Here is a 22,226-nt window from a genome sequence, read left to right on the forward strand (position 1 = left end):
CCCGCGCGGCCCACGCGTTGAACTGTTGCGTGAGCTCAGTGATCGCATCGACCCGGTTTTCCGTTCTCGACCGTTCACGCATCCGCGAGGGGCACGGCGGCCCGGCCGCGCTGCGTGACACGGTCCGCTTCGCACAGCTGGCGGAGGACCTCGGCTACCACCGCTTCTGGGTCTCCGAACACCACGGGGTGCCCGGCGTCGCGGGCTCCGCACCCACCGTCCTGGCGGCCGCCGTCGCCGCGGCCACCGGCCGTATCCGGGTGGGCACCGGCGGCGTGATGCTGCCGAACCACCAACCGCTCGTGGTGGCCGAGCAGTTCGGCGTACTGGAGTCCCTGTTCCCCGGGCGGATCGACATGGGACTGGGGCGCTCGGTCGGCTTCACGAGCGGTGTGCGCAGGGCGCTGGGCCGCGACAAGGACGATGCCGACGACTTCGCGGCGCATCTTGCCGAGCTGCTTGGCTGGTTCCGTGGCACCTCGCCGACGGGGGTGCGCGCCCGCCCCTCGGAGGGCCTGACCGTGCCGGCGTACGTGCTGGCGACCGGCGAGGGCGCCACCGTCGCCGCCGAGGCGGGCCTGCCGCTGGTTATCGGCGACATCAGGGGGCGTGAGCGGTTGCTCCGCGCGATCGACCGCTATCGGAGCGCGTTCAGGCCGTCGTCCTGGGCGCGGGAGCCGTACGTGGTCGTCTCGGGCACGATCGCGGTGGCTGGCACACCGGAGGCGGCCCGCCGTCTGCTGATGCCGGAGGCGTGGGCCATGGCGTACTCGCGCACGCACGGCACGTTTCCCCCGCTCGCCCCGGCCGAGCGCATCGAGACGCTGCCGATGACGGCGAAAGAGCGGACGTACTACGAGGCCGGGCTGGCCGGTCACATCCACGGCACCGAGGAGCAGGTCGCCGAGGAGCTGGAGGCGCTGATCAAGGAGAGCGGGGCGCAGGAAGTCCTGGTCACGACGAGCACGTACGACCGCGAGGGGCTGCTGGAGTCGTACCGGAGGCTGGCCCGGGTCGCGGGACTCGCCCGGACCGGAGCGGCCTAGAATCGTGGGGTTTGCCCCTACGTAATCACCTCAAGTAGTCACCCCGCCAAGTCACCCGAGCAGCCGTCCCGGGCTGTCGCTCCCGATCAGCAGTACGGAGTCCCGTCCATGCCCCGCCACCCCCACGATCCGCACGGCGCCGCGCCCGGCCCGCACGATCCCTTCGTGCGCGTGCGCGGTGCCCGTGAACACAACTTGAAGGGTGTGGACGTGGACATCCCGCGGGACGTACTGGCGGTCTTCACGGGGGTGTCCGGCTCCGGGAAGTCGTCGCTGGCGTTCGGGACGATCTACGCGGAGGCGCAGCGGCGGTACTTCGAGTCGGTCGCGCCGTATGCGCGGCGGCTGATCCATCAGGTGGGTGCGCCCAAGGTCGGGGAGATCAGCGGGCTGCCGCCGGCCGTGTCGCTGCAGCAGCGCCGTTCGGCGCCCACGTCCCGGTCGTCCGTGGGTACGGTCACGACGCTGTCGAACTCGCTGCGGATGCTGTTCTCGCGGGCGGGCGACTATCCGGCGGGCGCCGACCGCCTGGACTCGGACGCCTTCTCGCCGAACACCGCCGCCGGGGCCTGCCCGGAGTGCCATGGCCTGGGCCTCGTCCACCGTACGACCGAGGAGCTCCTGGTCCCCGACCCGTCGCTGTCCATCCGCGAGGGCGCCATCGCCGCCTGGCCGGGCGCCTGGCAGGGCAAGAACCTACGGGACGTGCTGGACACGCTCGGCCATGACGTCGACCGTCCCTGGCGGGAGCTGCCGCAGCAGGAGCGCGACTGGATCCTGTTCACGGACGAACAGCCGGTCGTCACCGTGCATCCGGTGCGTGACGCGGGCCGTATCCAACGCCCCTACCAGGGCACGTACATGAGCGCCCGGCGCTATGTCATGAAGACCTTCTCCGACACCAAGAGCCCCACGTTGCGTGCCAAGGCCGAGCGTTTCCTGAGCAGCGCGCCGTGTCCGGTGTGCGGCGGCAGCCGGCTGCGTGCCGAGGCGCTGGCCGTGACGTTCGCGGGGCGCACCATCGCCGAGCTGGCCCGGCTGCCGCTGTCGGAGCTGGCCGCGGTACTCCGGGACGGAAGCCGCTCCGAGACCGCGCGGGTCCTCACCGACGATCTCCTGGCCCGCATCGCGACCGTCACGGAGCTGGGCCTCGGCTATCTGAGCCTGGACCGCGCCACGCCCACGCTGTCCGCGGGCGAGCTGCAGCGCCTGCGGCTCGCGACCCAGCTGCGCTCGGGCCTCTTCGGGGTCGTGTACGTGCTGGACGAGCCGTCCGCGGGCCTGCATCCGGCGGACACGGAGGCCCTGCTCGGCGTGCTCGGCCGGCTGAAGGCCGCGGGCAACTCCGTCTTCGTCGTGGAGCACCATCTCGATGTCGTACGCGACGCCGACTGGCTGGTGGACGTCGGTCCCCGTGCGGGCGAGCACGGGGGCCGGGTGCTGCACAGCGGCCCGGTGGCGGACCTGGAGGGGGTCGCGGAGTCGGCGACGGCGCGCTTCCTGTTCGACCGCTCCCCCGCCCCGGCCCGGAAGGTGCGGACGCCGCGCGGCTGGCTGAAGGTCGGTCCCGTCACCCGGCACAACCTACGTGAAGTGACGGCCGAGCTCCCGCTGGGCGCGTTCACGGCGGTCACGGGTGTCTCCGGATCCGGGAAGTCGACGCTGATCGGCGAGGTCACGGACGAACTGGCGGGCGTGGAGCGTCTGGTGTGCGTCGACCAGAAGCCGATCGGCCGTACCCCGCGCTCCAACCTGGCGACGTACACGGGCCTCTTCGACGTCGTACGGAAGGTCTTCGCCGCCACCGACGAGGCGACGGCGCGGAGCTTCGGGGTCGGACGGTTCTCGTTCAACGTGGCGGGCGGGCGCTGTGAGACATGCCAGGGTGAGGGCTTCGTCTCGGTCGAGCTGCTCTTCCTGCCGAGCACGTACGCACCGTGCCCGGACTGCCAGGGGGCGCGCTACAACCCCGAGACGCTCGAGGTGACGCACCGCGGGCGGAACATTGCCGAGGTCCTGGACCTGACCGTCGAAGCCGCCGCGGACTTCTTCACGGACACGCCCGCCGTCGGGCGCAGCCTGCGGGCGCTGCTCGACGTCGGGCTCGGGTATCTGCGCCTTGGCCAGCCCGCGACGGAGCTGTCGGGCGGCGAGGCGCAGCGGATCAAGCTGGCGAGCGAGCTGCAGCGGGTGCGCCGCGGCCACACGCTCTACCTCCTCGACGAGCCGACGACGGGGCTGCACCCGGCCGACGTCGAGGTCCTGATGCACCAGCTGCACGGCCTGGTCGACGCCGGACACACGGTGGTGGTCGTCGAGCACGACATGTCGGTGGTGGCGGGTGCCGACTGGGTCGTGGATCTGGGTCCGGGCGGCGGCGACGAGGGCGGCCGTGTCGTGGCGGCGGGGCCGCCGGGCGACGTGGCGCGCGTCGCGGGCAGCCGCACAGCGGTCTATTTGTCCCGCGCGCTGGCCCTCTGAGGCATCTGCCTCCGGGCGGGAAACCGCACCCCCCGGTCCCTGGCAGCCCTGAGGGTGAGCGACGTACGGAGGTGCGGTTTGAGTGGCTCAGCCGGTGAGGGCCCGTCGGGGGGCCTCCGCCGGATGTCGGTGGGCGTGGGGGGTCTGCTCAGCGGGTTCGGGTGTGCCGGGCCCCGATGCGCGGACGTCCGCGTCGGCATGCGAGCGCGTGCCCGGCGCGCGCGGGCAGGAGTCGCGGCTGACGCCGTCCCCCGTCGCCGACTCGGCCGCGAGGGCGAGGCTTCGCCGGTCCGGGTGGGTGCCCGGCGGCAGGGGCGGGAGTACCTCTACCCCGGCGACGAGGCCGTGTGCCGAGGCGACGCGCCACAGGGAGGCGCCGAGCGCGTCGTCCCCGACGAAGGCGGGCGCGGTGCTCGTGGCATCCCCGTGCTGCCGGTAGCGGATGCGGACCGGCTGAACGGGCACGCCGGCGTCCAGGGCGGCCTGGAAGACGGCGCGCCGGAAGCGGCCCCGGGCCCGGCCGCACCAGGTGCTGCCCTCGGGGAAGGCCACGACCGCCGCTCCCCCGCGCAGGGCGGCGGCGATGCGGGCGACCGTTGCCGGCAGGGCGCGCAGGCGGTCGCGGTCGATGAAGAGGGTGCCGCCGCGCGCAACGATCGCGCCCGCCACCGGCCAGTCACGGATCTCGGTCTTGGCGAGCATCCGGGCCGGGCGGACGGCGGCGAGCAGGGGGATGTCGAGCCAGGAGATGTGGTTCGCCACCAGCAGTACGCCACCCGTGGGCGCCTCGCCGCCCGTGGTGCGCACGCGCACGCCCGCGGCGCGTACGACCGCCCGGCACCACCATCGGACGAGCCGGTCGCGCGGCACCGGGGACAGCCGCGCGGCCAGCGGGGACAGGGCGATCCCGGGGATGGCGACGACCGCGACCGCCGCGAGGCGGAGCACGGCGCGCGGTACGGCCGCTGCGGATCGCGCGGAGTCCACGCACGCCCTCGGTGTGCAGGGCGCGGTGGGCAGCCAGACGCTCACCAGGCCGGCGTGAGGGAGAGGAAGTGCCGCAGGTATCGCGCGTTGACGCGGTTCATCGACAGCAGTACGTAGAGGTCGGCCACGCCGAAGTCCGGGTCGTGGGCGGGCTCGCCGCACACCCAGGCGCCGAGCCGGAGGTAGCCGCGCAGGAGCGGCGGCAGCTCGGCGTTCGCGGGCCGCGCCTGAGGCTCGCCCTGGCTCTTGGGGATCCAGGGCAGCAGCGGCCGCACCCGGTACTCGTCGGGCGCGAGGTGCCGGTCCCGGACGCGGTCCCAGGTGGCGGCGGCCAGCGCCCCACCGTCGGCGAGCGGGATGGAGCAGCAGCCGGCCAGCCACTCGTGCCCGCCCTTGACCATGTAGCGGGCTATGCCGGCCCAGATGAGGCCGATGACGGTGCCGTCGCGGTGGTCGGGGTGGACGCAGGAGCGGCCGACCTCGACGAGCCCGGAGCGAATTCCCGCGAGCCGGCCGAGGTCGAACTCGCCCTCGGAGTACAGCCGCCCGGCGACCGCGGCACGGTCGGGCGGCAGCAGGCGGTACGTGCCGACGAACTGTCCCGTGACGTTGTCGCGTACCAGCAGGTGGTCGCAGTACGCGTCGAAGGCGTCGATGTCGTAGCCCGGCTCGGGAGTCGCCAGCAGGGCGCCCATCTCGGTGGCGAAGACGTCGTGCCGCAGCCGCTGCGCGGCCCGTACCTCCGCCTCGGTGCGGGCGAGCGTGACGGTGTAGCGGACGCCTTGGGCGGACGGTGGCGCGGGGGTTTCGAGGGCGGGGACGGCAGTCATGGCTCTCTCCTGGTCACGGCCTGGTCGGCAGGACGGCGGCAGACCATCGCGTGCGGGCCTGCGTACTCCTGTTGTCCCGGCGTCTGCTGGCGCGGACATGACGCGCGGCAGGAGAGAGAGTGTGCGGTTGTTGAATGGCTGGCGGGGCGGTGGCCAAATCCGGTCCATGCGTGCCTCGCGGGGCAGCACCGGGCCGGCGGCATGCGTGGCGGAAGCGGGGCTGAGCCCGGACCATGCGTGGCGGGACCGGGGCTGAGCACCGAGCCCCGGTCCCGCCCGTCCACCCCTTGGTGGGCGAACGTCTTATGGCTGAGCGGCCTTGGCGAAGTCCGGCGGTACCGCGCCCCGTAAGGGGCGCGGGGAACTGCGCGACCAGCCCCCACCGGCCCGCAGGTTCATCACCGTGCTTCCAGCGAAGCGCTCAGCGCTTGCCCGCCTTGCGGGTCGCGCGCAGCCACTCCTTGTTCATGTTCGTGATGGACATCAGCGGGATGCCCTTCGGGCAGGCGGTGGCGCACTCTCCGGTGAGGGTGCAGCCGCCGAAGCCCTCGTCGTCCATCTGGCCCACCATGTCCAGGACGCGGGACTCGCGCTCGGGCGCGCCCTGCGGCAGGACGTTGAGGTGGTTGATCTTGGCGGAGGTGAAGAGCATCGCCGCGCCGTTGGGGCACGCCGCGACACACGCGCCGCAGCCGATGCACTCGGCGTGCTCGAACGCGAAGTCGGCGTCCGGCTTGGGCACGGGCGTGGCGTGCGCCTCGGGCGCGGTGCCGGTCGGTGCGGTGATGTAGCCGCCGGCCTGGATGATCCGGTCGAACGCCGACCGGTCCACCACCAGGTCCTTGATGACCGGGAAGGCCGAGGCGCGCCACGGCTCGATGTCGATCGTGTCGCCGTCCTTGAAGGACCGCATGTGGAGCTGGCAGGTGGTGGTGCGCTCGGGCCCGTGCGCGTCGCCGTTGATGACGAGCGAGCACGCGCCGCAGATGCCCTCGCGGCAGTCGTGGTCGAAGGCGACGGGGTCCTCGCCCTTGAGGGTGAGCTCCTCGTTGAGCGTGTCGAGCATCTCGAGGAAGGACATGTCTTCGGAGATGCGGTCCACCTCGTAGGTGGCCATGTCGCCGGGTGCGTCGGCGTTCTTCTGCCGCCAGACGCGCAGGGTGAGCTTCATGCGTAGCTCCGCTGAGTGGGGTGGACGTACTCGAAGACCAGGTCTTCCTTGTGCAGGGTGGGAGCCTCGCCGGTGCCGGTGAACTCCCAGGCGGCCGCGTAGGAGAACTCGTCGTCCTTGCGGGCGGCCTCGCCGTCCGGGGTCTGGGACTCCTCGCGGAAATGGCCGCCGCAGGATTCGGCGCGGTGCAGCGCGTCGAGGCACATGAGCTCGGCGAGCTCCAGGTAGTCGATGACGCGGTTGGCCTTCTCCAGCGACTGGTTGAACTCCTCGCCGGTGCCCGGCACCTTGATGCGGCGCCAGAACTCCTCGCGGATCTCGGGGATCCGCTCGAGCGCCTTGTGCAGGCCCTCCTCCGTACGGGCCATGCCGCAGAACTCCCACATGAGCTCGCCGATCTCACGGTGGAAGGAGTCGGGCGTGCGGTCGCCGTCGACCGCGAGCAGCTTGGCCAGCCGCTCCTCGGTCTCCCGTACGACGGCGACGGCCTCCGGGTGGGTGTCGTCGACCTCGTCCTTGTGCGGGTTGCGGGCGAGGTAGTCGTTGATGGTGGACGGCAGTACGAAGTAGCCGTCGGCCAGGCCCTGCATCAGCGCGGACGCGCCGAGGCGGTTGGCGCCGTGGTCGGAGAAGTTGGCCTCGCCGATCGCGAACAGGCCGGGGATGGTGGTCTGCAGGTCGTAGTCGACCCACAGGCCGCCCATCGTGTAGTGCACGGCGGGGTAGATGCGCATCGGCACCTCGTACGGATCCTCGTCGGTGATCCGCTGGTACATGTCGAAGAGGTTGCCGTACTTGGCCTCGACGGTCTTGCGGCCCATGCGCTGGATGGCCTCGGCGAAGTCCAGGTACACGCCCTGGCCGCCGGGACCGACGCCGCGGCCCTCGTCGCACACGTTCTTCGCGGCGCGCGAGGCGATGTCGCGCGGCACGAGGTTGCCGAAGGACGGGTAGATGCGCTCGAGGTAGTAGTCGCGCTCGTCCTCGGGGATCTGGTTCGGCGGCCGGTCGTCGCCCTTGGCCTTGGGCACCCAGATGCGGCCGTCGTTGCGCAGCGACTCACTCATCAGCGTCAGCTTCGACTGGTGGTCGCCGGTGCGCGGGATGCAGGTGGGGTGGATCTGCGTGAAGCAGGGGTTCGCGAAGTACGCGCCCTTGCGGTGCGCCCGCCAGATCGCGGTCGCGTTGGAGTTCATCGCGTTCGTCGACAGGTAGAAGACGTTGCCGTACCCGCCGGAGGCCAGGACCACGGCGTCCGCGAAGTAGGTGTCGATCTTCCCGGTGACCAGATCACGGGCGACGATGCCGCGCGCCTTGCCGTCCACGATGACCAGGTCGAGCATCTCGGTACGCGGGTGCAGCTCGATGTTGCCGGCCGCGACCTGCCGCGACAGCGCCTGGTAGGCGCCGAGCAGCAGCTGCTGGCCCGTCTGGCCGCGGGCGTAGAAGGTACGGGAGACCTGCACGCCGCCGAAGGAGCGGTTGTCGAGGAGGCCGCCGTACTCGCGGGCGAAGGGGACGCCCTGCGCGACGCACTGGTCGATGATCTCGACGGAGATCTGGGCGAGCCGGTGGACGTTGGACTCGCGGGCGCGGAAGTCGCCGCCCTTGACCGTGTCGTAGAAGAGGCGGTGGATGGAGTCGCCGTCGTTGCGGTAGTTCTTGGCCGCGTTGATGCCGCCCTGCGCGGCGACCGAGTGGGCGCGGCGCGGGGAGTCCTGGAAGCAGAACTGCACGACGTGGTAGCCCTGCTCGGCGAGCGTCGCGCCCGCGGATCCGCCCGCGAGGCCGGTGCCGACGACGATGATCTTGTGCTTGCGCCGGTTGGCCGGGTTGACCAGCTTGGCCTCGAAGCGGCGGGTGTCCCAGCGCTCGTTGACGGGGCCCTTGGGCGCCGTGGTGTCGACGACCGGCTCCCCGGTCGCGTATTCGCTGTAGGAAGTCATGTCAGCTCACCAATCCGGTCATGACGCCGACGGGTACGGAGATGAAGCCCACCGTCAGTACCAGCGCGAGGACGTTGGCGATGGTCTTGAGGACGCGGTCGCGGTTCCGGCTGCCCACGCCGAGCGTCTGCGCGGCGCTCCAGAAGCCGTGCCGGACGTGCAGGCCGAGCGCGAGCATCGCGACGATGTAGATGACGTTGCCGTACCAGGTGGAGAAGGTGTCGATGACGTTCTGGTACGGGTGTCCGGACTGGAAGCCGCCGGGGTGCACGGTGCCCGTCGTCAGGTCGAGGATGTGCCAGACGATGAACAGGCCGAGGATGATCCCGCCCCAGCGCATGGTGCGCGTCGCGTAGCTCGCACGCGACCGCTTGTGGACGTACTTGCTGGGGCGCGCCTTGATGTCGCGGCGGCTCAGCTGGTACGCGGAGGTGGCGTGCGCGATCACGGCGACAAGCAGCACGACGCGGATGACCCACAGCGTCCACTCGTAGTGCATGAAGGGCTCGCCGATGGTGCGAAGCCAGTGGGCGTAGTGGTTGAACTCGCCCGACCCGAAGAAGATCTTGAGGTTGCCCAGCATGTGGACGACCAGGTACAGCAGCATGATCAGGCCGCTCACGGCCATCACAGTCTTCTTACCGACGGACGAGTCCCAAATGGTGCGCGTCATGGACGGCCGTCGGTCCGTCCGCGTTGCCAGAGCCATGACTCAGCACGCTAGGGCCGAAGGGCCCGATCGGTCCAAGACATGGAGCGGCTCATTTCCATAGGCAATGCCTATGCAGGCGTATCGTGGACGGTATGCAGTTCCAGCAACTCCAGTACTTCGTCGCCGTGGCGGAGACCCGGCACTTCACCCGCGCCGCCGAGCTCGTGCACGTGGCACAGCCGTCGCTGTCCCAGCAGATCAGGTCGCTGGAGCGGGAGTTGGGGGCGGACCTGTTCCTGCGGGCGCGGGGCAACATCTCCCTCACCGACGCCGGTGAGGCGCTGCTGCCGCTCGCGCGCCGGATCCTCGCGGACGCGGACACCGCGCGGCAGGAGGTCCAGGAACTGGCCCAGCTACGGCGCGGCCGACTCCGGCTCGGAGCGACACCCAGCCTGTGCACGGGCCTGCTCCCGGACGTGCTGCGCCAGTTCCACGAGCGGTATCCAGGCATCCGGCTCATGATCGAGGAGAGCGGTTCCCACGACCTCGTACGGGAGCTCGCGCGCGGCGCGCTGGACCTGGCTCTGATCGTGCTGCCGCTGCCCACGCCGTCGCCCGCACTGACGACGGTGGAGGTCCTGCGCGAGGATCTTGTCGTGGTGTCGTCACCGGACGCGTCCGCGCCGGGGCGGGGCGGGCGGGTGCGGATCGCCGATCTCGAAGGTGAGCGGCTTGTCATGTTCCGGCACGGCTACGACCTGCGGGAGCTGACGGTCGCGGCCTGCCGGGCCGAAGGGTTCGAGCCGGAGTTCGCGGTCGAGGGCGGGGAGATGGACGCGGTGCTGGGCTTTGTCCGGGCGGGGCTGGGGGTCGCGGTCGTGCCGCACATGGTGGCCGAGCGGGCCGGGGGTCTGCGGGTGACCCCGCTGGCCCGGCCCGGGTTGCACCGGGCGATTGCGCTGGCGCACCGGAGCGATGTGGCTCCGCCTCGAGCGGCTCGAGAGCTGCAGCGAATGCTTTTGCTGTGACCGCAGGGCCCGCCACAGAGCTTGTGAGGCGGGGTGGGCACAGCCCACCCCCTACGGCGCCCCGGCGTACAACGCTCAGCTCGCCGCGTCCACCAACGCCAGCTCGTGCAGCCGGTCCGGCGGCCCCGGGCGGGCGTAATACCAGCCCTGGGCCGTGTCGCAGCCCAGGATGCGGAGCTGTTCCGCCTGGGCGCCCGTCTCGACGCCCTCGACCGTGACGGCGAGATTCAGGCTGTGGGCGAGCGCGACGATCCCTTCGACGATCTTCAGATCCACGGGGTCGGCCGGGAACTGCTGCATACCCCGGGTGAAGGACCGGTCGAGCTTGAGAACGCTCACAGGCAGGCGGCGCAGGTTGGCCAGGTTCGAGTAGCCCGTACCGAAGTCGTCGAGCGCGATGTCGACGCCCATCTCGGCGAGCCTCCGCAGCGGCTTGAGCAGATCGTCGTCGGCGCCGATCAGCGCGGACTCGGTCACCTCCAGGCAGAGCACGTCCGCCTCGAGGCCGGCGGCCTTCAGGATGGCGACGGTGTCGGAGACGAGCCCGGGATGGGTGAGCTGACACGGCGAGAGGTTCACATTGATCCGCAGCGGTCCCGCGTCGGCGTGCCGCTCCTGCCAGCGGCGGGCCTGCTGTACGGACTGCTCCAGCACCCAGCGGCCCAGCGGCACAATCAGCCCGGTGTGCTCAGCGAGCGGAATGAACCGGTCCGGGCCGAGCACGCCGTGCTGCGGGTGCAGCCAGCGCACCAACGCCTCCGCGCCGCGCACAGTGCCGTCGCCGAGGTGCACGAGCGGCTGGTACTCGATGAAGAACTCGCCCCGGTCCAGGGCCGAGGGCAGTGCGGTGGTGAGCCCGTGTCGGGTGATGGCGAGCGCGTCGGCCTCCGCGTCGGCCGTCTCGAAGCGATTGCCGCCCGCCGCCTTGGCCCGGTACATCGTGATGTCGGCGCTACGCAGCACCTCCGCGGGGCCGCGCTCACCCGCGGGCCCCTCGACGACGCCGATGCTGCCGCGCACCATGAGCTCATGGCCGTCGACGCGGATCGGCGACGCCAGGGCGTTCATGATGCGCCCGGCGAGCTCGACCACCTCGGCCTGCGTGTCCGGTCCCGTGGTGAGCGCCACGAACTCGTCGCCGCCGAGCCGCGCGACCATCTCGCCCGGCGCGGTGGCGCAGGCCCCCAGCCGATCGGCGACCTCGACCAGGAGCCGGTCGCCGGCCGCGTGTCCGAGGCTGTCGTTGACCGTCTTGAAGCCGTCCAGGTCGAGATAGCAGAGCCCGAAACGCTGCCCGTCGCCCGCGGACAGCGCCTTCTCCAAGCGTTCGAAGAACAAGGTGCGATTGGGCAGCCCGGTCAGCGCGTCGTGCGTCGCCTCGTAGCGCAACCGCAGATTGAGCAGCCTGCGCTCGGTGGTGTCCTCCATGAGCGCCAGCTGGTACTGGGGCCGGCCCTCCGCGTCACGCAGCAGCGAGACCGTCAGATTGGTCCACAGGACGGTGCCGTCGGGACGGCTGAAGGGCTTCTCCACGCGATAGTGGTCACGCTCGCCGCGCACCAGCTCGTCGTAGAGCCGCCATACCTGCGGGGCGTCTTCGGGATGGTGCCACTCCATGACGTTGTAGCCGCGCATCGTTTGCTCGGAGATGCCGAACATGCGGATCAGCGCGTCGTTGACCTCGAGGATCGAGCCGTCGAGGTCGGCCATCCCGACTCCTATGGCAGCTTCCTGGAACACCGCACGGAAGCGCGCCTCGCTGTTGTGCAGCGCCGCCGCGACCGCGGCGCGAGCCTCGAGGGCGGCCCGGTAGATGGCCTCCTGTTCGGCGAGCGTACGCTCACGCAGCGCCTGGGCGAAGCCGGCGGCGGCAGCGTGCTGCAGCCGCGCCGAGCGCACCCGCTGCTCCTCCTGGGCGCCCTCCGTGCCGCAGTACAGCACGAGGTAGGCGTCCACGACGTCGAGCGTGCGGCTCAGCGCCTCGGGGTCGGTGCAGTGCGTGTCGACGAGCGCCGCACCCACGGCCTTTCCGGCCGCCGCGTCGAAGGTACGGGCCCGCAGTGCATCGCGCAGCCGGCGGGCGAGCGGCAGCAGCTGCTGCTCGAACTCCGGCCGGGTCAGCGACGTCGCCGTCACCGGGAAGATCGCCCGGCTCCAGATCGTCGCGAACCGGCGCAGTCTGTCCTCCGGTCCGTCCGGCGTCCCGGTCACGCGATACGCCCCACGCCGGCGAACCCGGAGAAGGCGTAGGGATCCTCGTCCTCGGGCGAGGTGTCGGGCCGCCAGACAGGCATGTCCACGAGCCCCGGTTCCACCATGTCGAATCCCTCGAAGAACCGCGCGATCTCGTCGCGCGAGCGCATGATCAGCGGATTGCGGATGTCCTTGTAGACGCCGACGGTGCCGCTCGCCTGCTCGGGCCGGAGCGGAATGCCTTCGTACGAGGCGTGCGTGACGATGAGGAGGCTGCCGGGTGCGAGGGCGTCCCGCAGTTCGGCGACCGCACGGTACGGCTCGTCGGCGTCGTCCAGGAAATGCAGCACCGCCACGAGCAGCAGCGCCACCGGACGGTCCAGGTCGAGGAGCCGCTCCACCTCCGAACTGGCCAGGATGTCCCGGGGCTTGCGCAGATCGGCGGCGACGATGCCCGCGTTCTCGTTGCCCTCGAGGACGGCTCTGCTGTGCGCGACGGCGACGGAGTCGTGGTCGACGTACACGACGCGCGCGCCCGGGCTGGCGCTCTGGGCGACCTCGTGCACATTGCCGAAGGTGGGTATGCCGGAGCCTATGTCGAGGAACTGCGTGATGCCCTGATCAACGGCGTAACGCACGGCCCGGCGCATGAAGGCACGATTCGCCTGCATGATCTTGGGGAGCCCCGGCATGAACTCCATCGCTTTGCGTGCCGCTTCCCGGTCGACCTCGAAGTTGTGCGAACCGCCCAAGTAGTAGTCGTAGATGCGGGACACACTCGGCACCGAGATATCGATGCCCTGCGGGGCCCAGGCGGGACGCTCCATGTAAGTCTCCAAGGCGTTTGGCGATCCGGTGTTCGAGCTGAGGCTACTGATCGCCCGCCAACTGAGCGAGTCCAAACGGAAATTGGCGGTCCGTTCTCGGTCACTGCCTACGGCAAGTGCCGACGGAATGCCACCACAAACAGCCCGAAGTATTCCGAACGGATCTCAGGGGGTCTGCACGGCAAGGGATCTGCACAGCTTCCCGAGGATGTCGAGGGTACCCGGAGAGCGCTCCCAAAGAACGGGAAAGAGCCGGTCCGTTCCCTCCGTGCGGCGCGGAGGGAACGGACCGGCAGGCCGGGCGTGCCGTGCTGATCTCCTTGTGGCGTCCAACTCTCCCTTGCTTCTCGGTGACCTACTTGGACACGCCGACCGGCTTTCCGTCGGGCGACACGGCGTACCAGGTGCCGCCCACTCCCTGACCATTGGTGTCACCCGGCTCCTTGTCGCCGGAGAACGTGTACAGCGGCCAGCAGTTGATGGTCTGCTGCTTGAGACCGTCGGGGCGGTTGAAGGTGACGAAGCCCTTCTTCAAGATCCCCTTGGTGTCGTTCTTGGCGACCGGCTCGACCACGGGCCATTTCTCGACGCACGCGCCGGTGCAGGCGGTCTTCATCGGCCAGGCGGAGTCCTTCATGAACCGGTAGACGGTCATGCCGTTCTTGTCGACCACGATCTCGCCGAGTTCCGGGTCCTGGCGGGTGGACATCCCGGGAAGATCGGCGGCACCGGCACCGGCACCGGCCGCCTCCGGGGACGCCTTCTTGCCATCGGGCGCGGCGGCGAACCAGGTGCCGCCCACCCCCTGGCCCTTGGCCTCGCCGGGCTTGGTGTCCTTGGCGTACCGGTACATCGGCCAGCCGTCGATCGTGAGCTGCTTGGTGCCGTCGCTGCGGGTGACCTCGCCGAGCAGCGACTCGTCGACACCGGGCGGGGCCGTGGCACCCGAGGCAGGCACCGGCGGCCACGCGGTCGCGCAGTCGCCGTCACAGGTCGACTTGGGCGGCTCCGCGGTGTCCTGGTCGAACCGGTAGAGCGTGAACCCCGCGCTGTCGGTGAGCACCTCGCCGAGCTTCTTGCTGTCCCAGACGGCCAGTTGGCCGGCCTCCTTCGCCTCGCTCCCCGAGGCCTGCTCGTCCTTGGCGCCCGCGCCGGACCCGTAGCCGTCGCCCGCGCCGTATCCGCCGTCGGCCGCCGGGGCCGCGGCGCCCACGGCCCCGGCCGGTGCCTGGTCGCCCTGCTCCTGACCGCACGCCGTCGTCAGCGCCAGCACGGCCGCAGCTGTCGCTACGAGCGAGGCGCTCCGCCAGGTCTTCATTGCCAACTCCCGCTGTCTGCTCGCGTATTGCGACGCCGGGATGCGCCGCGCATGGCCCTAGGTACGGGCGGGAGCGGCTGTTGCGTTCAACCGGCTCGAGAAAACTCAAGAAAATCTGCTCCCCGGCTGTCTCACCGGTCGGCTTCCGCAACCAACTGGCCTGCCTCAGCCACTGGCTTGCCGCACACGGCTCGAGTACGGCCGGGCGCCGCGGCAAACCTTGAGGCGCCCAGCTCCCCACGTTCGTGCCAATCGGCGTCCGCATCGGCGTACCGGCCCCGGAGGCCGATCATGCTCTCCGCCGTGTACGGATCACTCTGGGCGCGGTCCGCCCGTCTCGTACGGGGGCTGGCGCTGTGCTCTCTGGGCGCTCTCGCCCTGCTGCTGGGCTCGTCGACGGTGGCGGCGGTGGCCGCGATGCCGGCGGATGCCTGTGCGTACGTCCCCGCAGACGGGGTCGGCGGCGGCGCAGTGGCGGTTGCCGGGGGCGACGTCGACTGCCCGAGCCCAACACCCAGCCCGCCGGAACCCACACCTGCGCCCACCCCTTCGCTGCCTCCCCTTCCTCCGCCGACCTGCACCCCGTCCCCGACCCCGCCCCCGCCGACTCCCACGCCGACCCCGACTCCCACGCCGACCCCGACACCCTCTCCGCCCGCCTCCGAGTCGCCCGCGCCTGCACCCCCGGCACCGTCACCGCGGCCGCCGACTCCCGCTCCGGCTCACAGGCCGCCGGTCACGCCACCGGAGCCCGGCGTCCGCCCCGAGCCGTCACCGTCCCCCACCCCGTCCCGAGTTCGTTTTCCGCCGTACCGCGCGCCCCACATGCAACAGCAGCCCCGGAGCGGCCCGTCGCTGGTCTCCCTCGCCCTGCTCATCACCGCACCCGCGGTTCTCGCCGTGGCCGCGCTGCGGCCCCGCTGATCCCACGGAGGTCCCATGCCGGAATGGCTTGTTCTCGCCCTCGCGATGGCCGCCGCATGCGCCGTCGTCCTCGTCATCACGGTCCTGCGGCACCGCCGGGTCGGCGATGGCGACGATCCGTCCGAGACGCCGGACGTGATCGAGTACATCACCATGATGATCGGCGTCGTCTACGCCATCGTGCTGGGCCTGGCCATCGCGGGCGTCTGGGAGGCCCGCGGCGCCGCCCAGGACCATGTCCGCGCCGAGGCCCAGGCGCTGCACGAGATCTCCGAGCGCGTCCGCGTCTACCCGGACGACGTCCGCGACCGCATCCGGGCCGATGTCGACGCGTATGTCAGCCACGTTGTGACCACCGAGTGGGACGCGATGGCCGGCAGCGGGCAGCTCACCGCCCGGGGGACCGCACTCCTCGAGCGCGTCCGCCACGACGTCACCGACTACCAGCCCGCGACCGACTTTCAGGCGCAGGCCTATCAGCCGCTGCTCGACCAGGTCGCCGCGGCCGACAACGCCCGGGGCGAGCGCGCCGACTCGACCGCCGCCACGATGCCCGGCGTCGTGTGGTTCGGCCTCATCACCGGCGGCATCGTGACCATCGGCATGGTCTTCGCCCTCCAGATCCGCCGCACACCGCGCGAACTGGTCCTCGCCGGCCTCTTCTCCGCCCTGATCGCCTTCCTGCTCTTCCTGATCTGGGACTTCGACGCCCCCTACGGCCGGGGTATCCCCGCCACCGCGGAGCCCTTCCACGCGCTGTTCCCGGGCCTCGGGAAGTGAGCCGGGCCGAAACTGCTGCGGGCTGTGACACTGCTGTGCGCCGGGCCGGGCACCGGCGCACTCTGGTGGTATGGCCTGGAAAGCACCCATAGTCGTGCACCCGCCGTCCCCCGGGGACGGGCGGAAGGTCACCGTGCGGGGGCACTCCGTCGGCGTAGCGCACAGCGACCGGGACCTTGTCGAGCTCCTGCGGCGGGCGGGGCTGAGCGACGCCGACATGGCGCTCGACGACCCGCATCTCGTCGAGTGGCGGGGCGGCCGGCCGCACGTCTGGCGGCCCGACGAGGCGACGGCTCCGTGACCTTTCACGGTCGCCGGCCTTTTCAAGGTCGCTGACTTCTCGCGGTCGCCGCGGTCGGCAGCCTCTGACTGAGCCGATGCCGTCCGTATCCCTCCACCAGTACGCACCATTCCCCCCACCTGGCCGACACGGTTGACCCGTATGCCCGATCCCCGATCGCGCCGTCTCCCGAGCGTCCCTAGCGTTTCGGGCATCGAGGTGCATTTCGTCATCCAGCGGCTCACGTTCCGCGGCTGCTCCTCGAGGACCGGAGGAACCACCTTGCACGCGATACGCGTGGCCTCGGCCGCACCGCAGGGCATAACCGCCCTCACCGCCTGCACCGCTGTGTATGCGGTAGCGCGCGTGACGACTTGGCGGGGAGCCTCGCGCCTGACAGCCCTTCGCCCCGGACCTCATTGGGTGCCGTCCGGGGCGAAGGGCTGTCGTGTGCGGTCTGTCTCCGTGGGGCTGTGGCGGTCCTCAGCCCCTCTTCTCGGCCCGTCGACGCAGCCAGAACACACCACCGCTCGCAAGCGCGGCGGCTACCAGTCCGCCGCCGATGGCCATGTCGGGGGCGGTGGCACCGGTGAGGCTGCCGCCGAGGCCGCCGGCCACCGGCCCCGGGAGCCCGTTGTTATCGCGGTCACCACCGCGTCCGGCGTCACCGCGTCCGGCGTCACCGCGTCCGTTGCCACCGCGTCCGTTGTCACCGCGTCCGTTGCCACCGCGTCCGTTGTCATCGTCCCTGGCACGGCCGACGACAGCGAGCTCGTTCTCGCCGATGAAGGTCAAGTTCCCGCACCGGGCGGTGACGCCGTACGTGCCGGGGGGGGTGTTCCGGTTGATGGTGACGACGGCGATCGCGGTGTTACCGCCGCCGCGGCGCAGCCGGGTGGTCGGAAAGGCGGGCGACTCGACCGTACTGCCTGCGAGCTGGCATGCGATGCCCGCCACGTTGCCCGCGACGGTGACCCTCACATTGTGCTGGCCCGGCCGTACGACACTGGGTTCCACGTCGATGTCGACCCCGAAGTTGCCGGCGACCCCGCCGACCCCGCCGACACCGGGCCCGTTGCCCGGGAAGCCTGGGTACCCGTCTCCGCCGAGCCCGTTGCCCGGGAAGCCTGGAAACCCGTTGCCGCCGAGCCCCGGGAACCCGTCTCCGCCGAGCCCGTTGCCCGGGAAGCCTGGGAACCCGTTGCCGCCGAGCCCGTTGCCCGGGAACCCATTCCCCGGGAATCCTGGGAACCCGTTGCCGCCGAGCCCGTTGCCCGGGTTTCCGCCGGGGCCGTTGTCCTTGCCGTTGCCGCCCGCGCCAAGATTGCCGTTGGGGCCGAAGCCGTTGCCGTTACCACCAAGGCCGTTAGGACCGCGGCCATCGCCGCCGATGCCGTTGCCGGGTCTGTTGTTGTTCGGTTCGTCCCCCCCGGCCACGGCCGACGGTGCGGCGAGCCCGAGCGCGACGACCGCGGCGGCTGAGACCGCCAGGGCACGAGTAGTACGCATGTGAGTCCTCCGGGGAAGGCGCCCCGGGGAACCGTCCCCAGGAAGATAGGCGAGAGCGCCCTCTTAGACCGACCCTCAGATGCCCAGCTCAGAGCCGCATTTCGAGACTCGTCCGTCCTGGTGAGGAGACACGCCGGGGGAATTGCGATCAACGTGATATTGCCGCAGGTCACGCGCCGTCAGAAATTTCCGGCCGACTGCGACTCGGATGGCGCAGGAAGATTTTGGCCGCCACCCATTCGCCTTTCCTCGGTCGCCGGTCGTGTGCGGCCGATCTAACGTTCTCGTACACGCAATGGACGCGGCGGGCCCAGCCGTGCCTGGCGGCACCTCTCAGGCCCTTGAGGCACTGGGGGTGGGCCGCCGCGTCAAGAGGGGATGGAGAATGCCTTCGCTTCAGCCGGCCGAAGAGGAGGAGGTAAGACGGAGGAAGCGCGCGCCTTGGGGCGTCATCGCGCTTGTTCTGCTGACCGGCCTCGCTTTGATGCGGAATGGCTCAGGGGAATTCAACGAGGGTCCTCCGCAGCCCGCCGCCGCCGCGGCCGCGGACGGCCGCGCCTCAACCGCGCCGACCCTGCCCAAGGCCAAGCGGGCTCCGCTGCCCTTCTCGATGGTCGAGCGGGTGCGGATCCCCGCGCTCAATGTCGACGCGCCCGTCACGGCCGTGGGGCTCGACCCCGACGGCTGGGTGCAGGCGCCGCCACCGGAGAACTCGAATCTCGCCGGGTGGTTCACCGGTGCCGTGGCCCCCGGCGAAAAGGGCACCGCCGTGATCGTCGGCCACGTGGACAACAGCAAGGGCCCGGCCGTCTTCTACGGGCTCGGTTCGCTCAAGAAGGGAAACCGCGTCGAGGTCAAGCGTTCGGACCAGAAGACGGCGGTTTTCGAGATCTACGGCATCGAGGTTTTCTCGAAGGCCAACTTCCCCGGACAGCGGGTCTACGGGAGCACCGGACAGGCCGAACTGCGCGTCATCACCTGCGGTGGCGGATTCACCAAGCAGTTCGGATACGACGGAAACGTCGTGGTGTTCGCCCGCCTGGTCGACGTCCGCTGAACGTACCGGACGAAAAGGCGGGCGCAAGCCCGCCTTTTTCATGCCCTGTCAGCTGCCCTGCCAACTCGGAATTCGTGCCTGCTCAGATACGCCTTCTGCGGGGCACGGTGATGCCGTAGCCCTCGGCCAGCAGGTCCGGCAGATAGCTCCGCAGCGCCGCGACGCTCTGGGAGCGGTCGCCGCCCGCGTCGTGCGAGAGCACCACCACGCCGGGCGCCGCGCCGTCGATGACGCGGGTGGCGATGGTGCCGGTGCCGGGGGTGGTCCAGTCGAGGGTGTCGACGGTCCAGGCGAGGGGCTCCATGCCGAGTTCGGCGCCGATCTGGAAGGTCGCGCGGTTCCAGGCCCCGTAGGGAGCGCGGAACCAGAGCGGCGGCTCGCCCACGGTTTTCTCGATGACCTCGCTGGTGCTCTCGATCTCGTCGCGTACCCCGGACCGTGAGAGCGACGTGAGCAGGGGGTGGGACCAGGTGTGGTTGCCGATGGCATGCCCGTCGTCGGCCATCTCGCGCAGTAGGTCCTTGTTGTCGGCGGCCATCTCGCCGCAGACGAAGAACATCGCGCGCACGTCGTGTTTGCGCAGGGTGCTCAGGATGCCGGGGGTGTAGCGCGGGTCGGGACCGTCGTCGAAGGTGAGCACCATCTTGCGGCCGAGGCCGGACATGCGCAGGATCGGCGCCCGCCGCACCGGTGTGCGGAGGGGTGCCCTGCGTGGCGGGCCGTACCCGGTGACGGGCTGGAGCCGGTAGGTGGACGCCTTGACGGGCTGCCGCATCCGCGGCGGGGGTCCGGCGGCGCCCGTCTGGGCCGGCGCTGCCGGCGTCGGGGCTGCCTTGCGGGGGGCGCCCCGGATGACGGTCGGCTCCGCGGCGAAGAGTCCGGCCTGGCCGGCCGCTGCCAGGACGGCGGCGCCTGCCAGCAACGCCCGGCGCCGCGAAGGCATCTGATCCTTATTCATGACTAATTGGTCGCCCGCCCGGGGTCCGCTGCCGCCGGGCAGTACCTGGACGGGCGAAGGAGAGCACTCGTTGGGGCCAGCGCGGCCCGCCGGTGCGGGACGGGCCGCCGGTGCCGCCCCGAACCCGCCGCGCGCTCCCCGGCACCGCGGCCATTCTGCCGATGTCCCACGCCAGGGCCGCGACCTGCGTGTTTTCCGCTAGCCTCACGGTGTGAGCGAACAGCAGTCCACACAGTTCGAGCGGGGCACGGACGGCCCCAAGGTGATCGTGGTGGGAGTCGACGGCTCCGACTCCTCGCTGCGTGCCGCGGCCTATGCCGGGGGCCTGGCCCGGCGGCAGCGGGCACTGCTCGCCATCGTCTATGTGCAGCCCGTCATGGCCACGGGCGCCGCGCTCGGTGTCCCGGTGGCGGAGACGACCGACGAGATCGCCGAGGAGCTGATCTCGGAGATCCGCGCGGCAGCCGAGCGTGTGAAGGACATATTCGAGGTGCGCTGGGAGTTCCACACGTTCCGCGGCGACCCGTACAACGGCCTGGTCACCGCAGCGGACGAGCTGAAGGCGGACGCCGTGGTGGTCGGCGCATCGGAGCAGGCGGGCCACCGCATCATCGGTTCGGTGGCGGTACGCCTTGTGAAGGCGGGGCGGTGGCCTGTGACGGTGGTTCCGTAAGGGAAAAGCGGGAACCCCTCATATGTGTGAGGGGCGTGGCACTTTCCGTCACCGCTTCTCCTGGACCGTTTTGACCGGCCGGTCAGTCGGCTGTCGTCCGCGAAGAGGTGAGGCTCATGGCCCGGCTCCGCATGGGTGAGGGTGTGCTGCGCCGCAAACCCATCGAACACATCGAGGAGGCCGACGCGGGCCTCGAGAGCGAGAGACTCACCCGCACGCTGGGCCTGTGGCAGCTGACCGCGATCGGCGTGGGCGGCATCATCGGCGCCGGCATCTTCACGCTCGCGGGCACGGTCGCCAATGGCACGGCAGGGCCGGCCGTGGTCGTGTCGTTCCTCATCGCCGGTGTCGCGAGCGCGGCCGCGGCGCTGTCGTACGCGGAGTTCGCGGGCCTCATCCCCCGGGCGGGATCGGCGTACACATACGGCTATGTGGTGCTCGGCGAGCTCGCGGGCTGGTTCATCGGCTGGGACCTGTTGCTTGAGTACACCGCGATCGTCGCGGTGGTCGCGATCGGCATCTCGGGCTACTTCAGTTTTCTGCTGGCCGAGACCGGAGCGGATCTTCCGGCCTGGATGCTGGGCGCACCCGGCACGGGGGAGGGGCACCGGGTCGATCTGTTCGCCGCGTTGCTGTGTCTGCTGATCGCGTATCTGTTGAATCTCGGCATCAAGAACGCCGCTCGGTTCGAGACGGTCGTGGTCGTCCTCAAGGTGCTGGTCGTGCTGCTGGTGATCGGTGTGGGGGTGTTCCACATCAACAGCGCCAATTACAGTCCGTTCTTCCCGTTCGGGATCAGTGGTGCCTTCACGGGTGCGGCGACGGTCTTCTTCGCGGTCTTCGGGTACGACGCCATGTCGACTGCCGCGGAGGAGTCCAAGGATGCGCAGCGCCATATGCCGAAGGCGATCGTGTACTCGCTCGTGATCTCGATGGTGCTGTATGTGGCGGCCTGCCTCGTGCTGACCGGCATGCAGCACTACACGGAGATCGACCCGGAGAGCGGGTTCTCCACCGCTTTCAAGTCGGTCGGTCTCAGCGGGCTCGCGGACATCATCGCGGTCGGGGCGATCATCGGCATTCTCACCGTGATGTTCACGTTCATGCTGGGCGTCACGCGTGTGTGGTTCGCGATGAGCCGCGACGGGCTGCTGCCGAAGTGGTTCGCGAAGACGCATCCGACGCGGCATGTGCCGACGCGCGTGACTTGGATCGTCGGTTTCGCGTCGGCCGCCATCGCCGGGTTCCTGCCGATCGGTGAGGCGGCCGAACTGACGAACATCGGGATCTTGCTGGCGTTCGTGGTGGTGTGTACCGCGGTGATCGTGCTGCGCTACCGGAGGCCGGACCTGCCGCGCACGTTCCGCACTCCGTGGATGCCGTTCGTGCCGGCCCTCGGAGTCGTGTTCTCCCTCTGGCTGATCACGTTCCTGCAGTGGCAGACGTGGGTGCGGTTCGCCGTGTGGTTCCTTGTCGGCCTCGTCATCTACTTCGCGTACTCGTACCGCAGGTCGGAGATGGCGAAGGCGGCAGCCGCGCCCGACCGGGGTACGGCGCCGTAGCCGG

At 70.7% G+C, this 22,226-nt stretch carries 18 protein-coding genes; 8 read left to right on the forward strand and 10 right to left on the reverse strand.

Translation table 11 applies throughout. The features are described from left to right. The first annotated feature begins 29 nt into the window (after nucleotides 1-29). Nucleotides 30-1,046 (forward strand): MsnO8 family LLM class oxidoreductase, encoded by a 1,017-nt coding sequence (locus tag ABT009_RS08335; RefSeq protein ID WP_351290898.1) that lies wholly within the window; start codon nucleotides 30-32, stop codon nucleotides 1,044-1,046. Between the two features lie 108 nt (nucleotides 1,047-1,154). Next, nucleotides 1,155-3,527, forward strand: coding sequence for an ATP-binding cassette domain-containing protein (locus ABT009_RS08340; RefSeq protein ID WP_351290900.1), 2,373 nt, complete (start codon nucleotides 1,155-1,157; stop codon nucleotides 3,525-3,527). Between the two features lie 87 nt (nucleotides 3,528-3,614). On the opposite strand, the gene ABT009_RS08345 is transcribed toward ABT009_RS08340, so the two are convergent. The 5 genes from ABT009_RS08345 to ABT009_RS08365 all read right to left on the reverse strand — a co-directional run bounded on the left by ABT009_RS08345 (nucleotide 3,615) and on the right by ABT009_RS08365 (nucleotide 9,134). Then, complete coding sequence (locus ABT009_RS08345; protein WP_351290902.1) at nucleotides 3,615-4,559, reverse strand: lysophospholipid acyltransferase family protein; 945 nt, start codon at nucleotides 4,557-4,559, stop codon at nucleotides 3,615-3,617. Next, on the reverse strand, nucleotides 4,556-5,344 hold the full coding sequence (locus ABT009_RS08350) for a GNAT family N-acetyltransferase (protein WP_351290904.1): 789 nt from the start codon (nucleotides 5,342-5,344) through the stop codon (nucleotides 4,556-4,558). The genes ABT009_RS08345 and ABT009_RS08350 overlap by 4 nt, the downstream gene beginning before the upstream one ends. 421 nt (nucleotides 5,345-5,765) lie before the next feature. After that, complete coding sequence (locus ABT009_RS08355) at nucleotides 5,766-6,515, reverse strand: succinate dehydrogenase/fumarate reductase iron-sulfur subunit (protein ID WP_351290906.1); 750 nt, start codon at nucleotides 6,513-6,515, stop codon at nucleotides 5,766-5,768. After that, entirely contained in the window at nucleotides 6,512-8,461 is a 1,950-nt protein-coding gene (locus ABT009_RS08360) for a fumarate reductase/succinate dehydrogenase flavoprotein subunit (RefSeq protein WP_351290908.1), read from the reverse strand. Before ABT009_RS08360 ends, ABT009_RS08355 begins: the two co-directional genes overlap by 4 nt. A 1-nt stretch (nucleotide 8,462) precedes the next feature. Continuing rightward, nucleotides 8,463-9,134, reverse strand: coding sequence for a succinate dehydrogenase (locus ABT009_RS08365; RefSeq protein ID WP_351290910.1), 672 nt, complete (start codon nucleotides 9,132-9,134; stop codon nucleotides 8,463-8,465). Nucleotides 9,135-9,265: 131 nt separating this feature from the next. Here ABT009_RS08365 and ABT009_RS08370 point away from each other — a divergent pair, with 131 nt between their 5' ends. After that, nucleotides 9,266-10,141 (forward strand): LysR family transcriptional regulator, encoded by an 876-nt coding sequence (locus ABT009_RS08370; protein WP_351290912.1) that lies wholly within the window; start codon nucleotides 9,266-9,268, stop codon nucleotides 10,139-10,141. A gap of 75 nt (nucleotides 10,142-10,216) precedes the next feature. Here the strand turns inward: ABT009_RS08370 and ABT009_RS08375 are convergent, their stop codons facing one another. The 3 genes from ABT009_RS08375 to ABT009_RS08385 all read right to left on the reverse strand — a co-directional run bounded on the left by ABT009_RS08375 (nucleotide 10,217) and on the right by ABT009_RS08385 (nucleotide 14,479). Further along, on the reverse strand, nucleotides 10,217-12,352 hold the full coding sequence (locus ABT009_RS08375) for a putative bifunctional diguanylate cyclase/phosphodiesterase (RefSeq protein ID WP_351290914.1): 2,136 nt from the start codon (nucleotides 12,350-12,352) through the stop codon (nucleotides 10,217-10,219). Next, nucleotides 12,349-13,161, reverse strand: coding sequence for an SAM-dependent methyltransferase (locus tag ABT009_RS08380; protein WP_351290916.1), 813 nt, complete (start codon nucleotides 13,159-13,161; stop codon nucleotides 12,349-12,351). Before ABT009_RS08380 ends, ABT009_RS08375 begins: the two co-directional genes overlap by 4 nt. A 355-nt stretch (nucleotides 13,162-13,516) precedes the next feature. Beyond that, nucleotides 13,517-14,479, reverse strand: a complete 963-nt coding sequence (locus tag ABT009_RS08385; RefSeq protein ID WP_351290918.1) for an SCO0930 family lipoprotein — start codon at nucleotides 14,477-14,479, stop codon at nucleotides 13,517-13,519. A gap of 939 nt (nucleotides 14,480-15,418) precedes the next feature. Here ABT009_RS08385 and ABT009_RS08390 point away from each other — a divergent pair. Continuing rightward, entirely contained in the window at nucleotides 15,419-16,183 is a 765-nt protein-coding gene (locus ABT009_RS08390; RefSeq protein WP_351290920.1) for a bestrophin-like domain, read from the forward strand. Nucleotides 16,184-16,253: 70 nt separating this feature from the next. After that, nucleotides 16,254-16,484, forward strand: coding sequence for a hypothetical protein (locus ABT009_RS08395; protein WP_351290922.1), 231 nt, complete (start codon nucleotides 16,254-16,256; stop codon nucleotides 16,482-16,484). A 462-nt stretch (nucleotides 16,485-16,946) separates the two neighbouring features. On the opposite strand, the gene ABT009_RS08400 is transcribed toward ABT009_RS08395, so the two are convergent. Next, the gene (locus tag ABT009_RS08400) at nucleotides 16,947-17,972 is read right to left on the reverse strand and encodes a hypothetical protein (protein WP_351291355.1); all 1,026 of its coding nucleotides are present in this window, start codon (nucleotides 17,970-17,972) and stop codon (nucleotides 16,947-16,949) included. A 385-nt stretch (nucleotides 17,973-18,357) separates the two neighbouring features. Here ABT009_RS08400 and ABT009_RS08405 point away from each other — a divergent pair, with 385 nt between their 5' ends. Further along, entirely contained in the window at nucleotides 18,358-19,029 is a 672-nt protein-coding gene (locus ABT009_RS08405; RefSeq protein WP_351290924.1) for a class F sortase, read from the forward strand. Nucleotides 19,030-19,111: 82 nt separating this feature from the next. Here the strand turns inward: ABT009_RS08405 and ABT009_RS08410 are convergent, their stop codons facing one another. Continuing rightward, nucleotides 19,112-19,987, reverse strand: coding sequence for a polysaccharide deacetylase family protein (locus ABT009_RS08410; RefSeq protein WP_351290926.1), 876 nt, complete (start codon nucleotides 19,985-19,987; stop codon nucleotides 19,112-19,114). A 211-nt stretch (nucleotides 19,988-20,198) separates the two neighbouring features. Between ABT009_RS08410 and ABT009_RS08415 the strand changes: the two genes are divergently transcribed. Together ABT009_RS08415 and ABT009_RS08420 are read left to right on the forward strand one after the other, a co-directional pair. Then, the gene (locus tag ABT009_RS08415; protein ID WP_351290927.1) at nucleotides 20,199-20,660 is read left to right on the forward strand and encodes a universal stress protein; all 462 of its coding nucleotides are present in this window, start codon (nucleotides 20,199-20,201) and stop codon (nucleotides 20,658-20,660) included. 116 nt (nucleotides 20,661-20,776) lie between these two features. Next, nucleotides 20,777-22,222: an amino acid permease gene (locus ABT009_RS08420; protein ID WP_351290929.1), complete on the forward strand. Its 1,446-nt coding sequence runs from the start codon at nucleotides 20,777-20,779 to the stop codon at nucleotides 22,220-22,222. The last annotated feature ends 4 nt before the right edge of the window (nucleotides 22,223-22,226 follow it).

This window comes from Streptomyces sp. NPDC002896 (genome assembly GCF_040295225.1).
Lineage (GTDB): Bacteria > Actinomycetota > Actinomycetes > Streptomycetales > Streptomycetaceae > Streptomyces.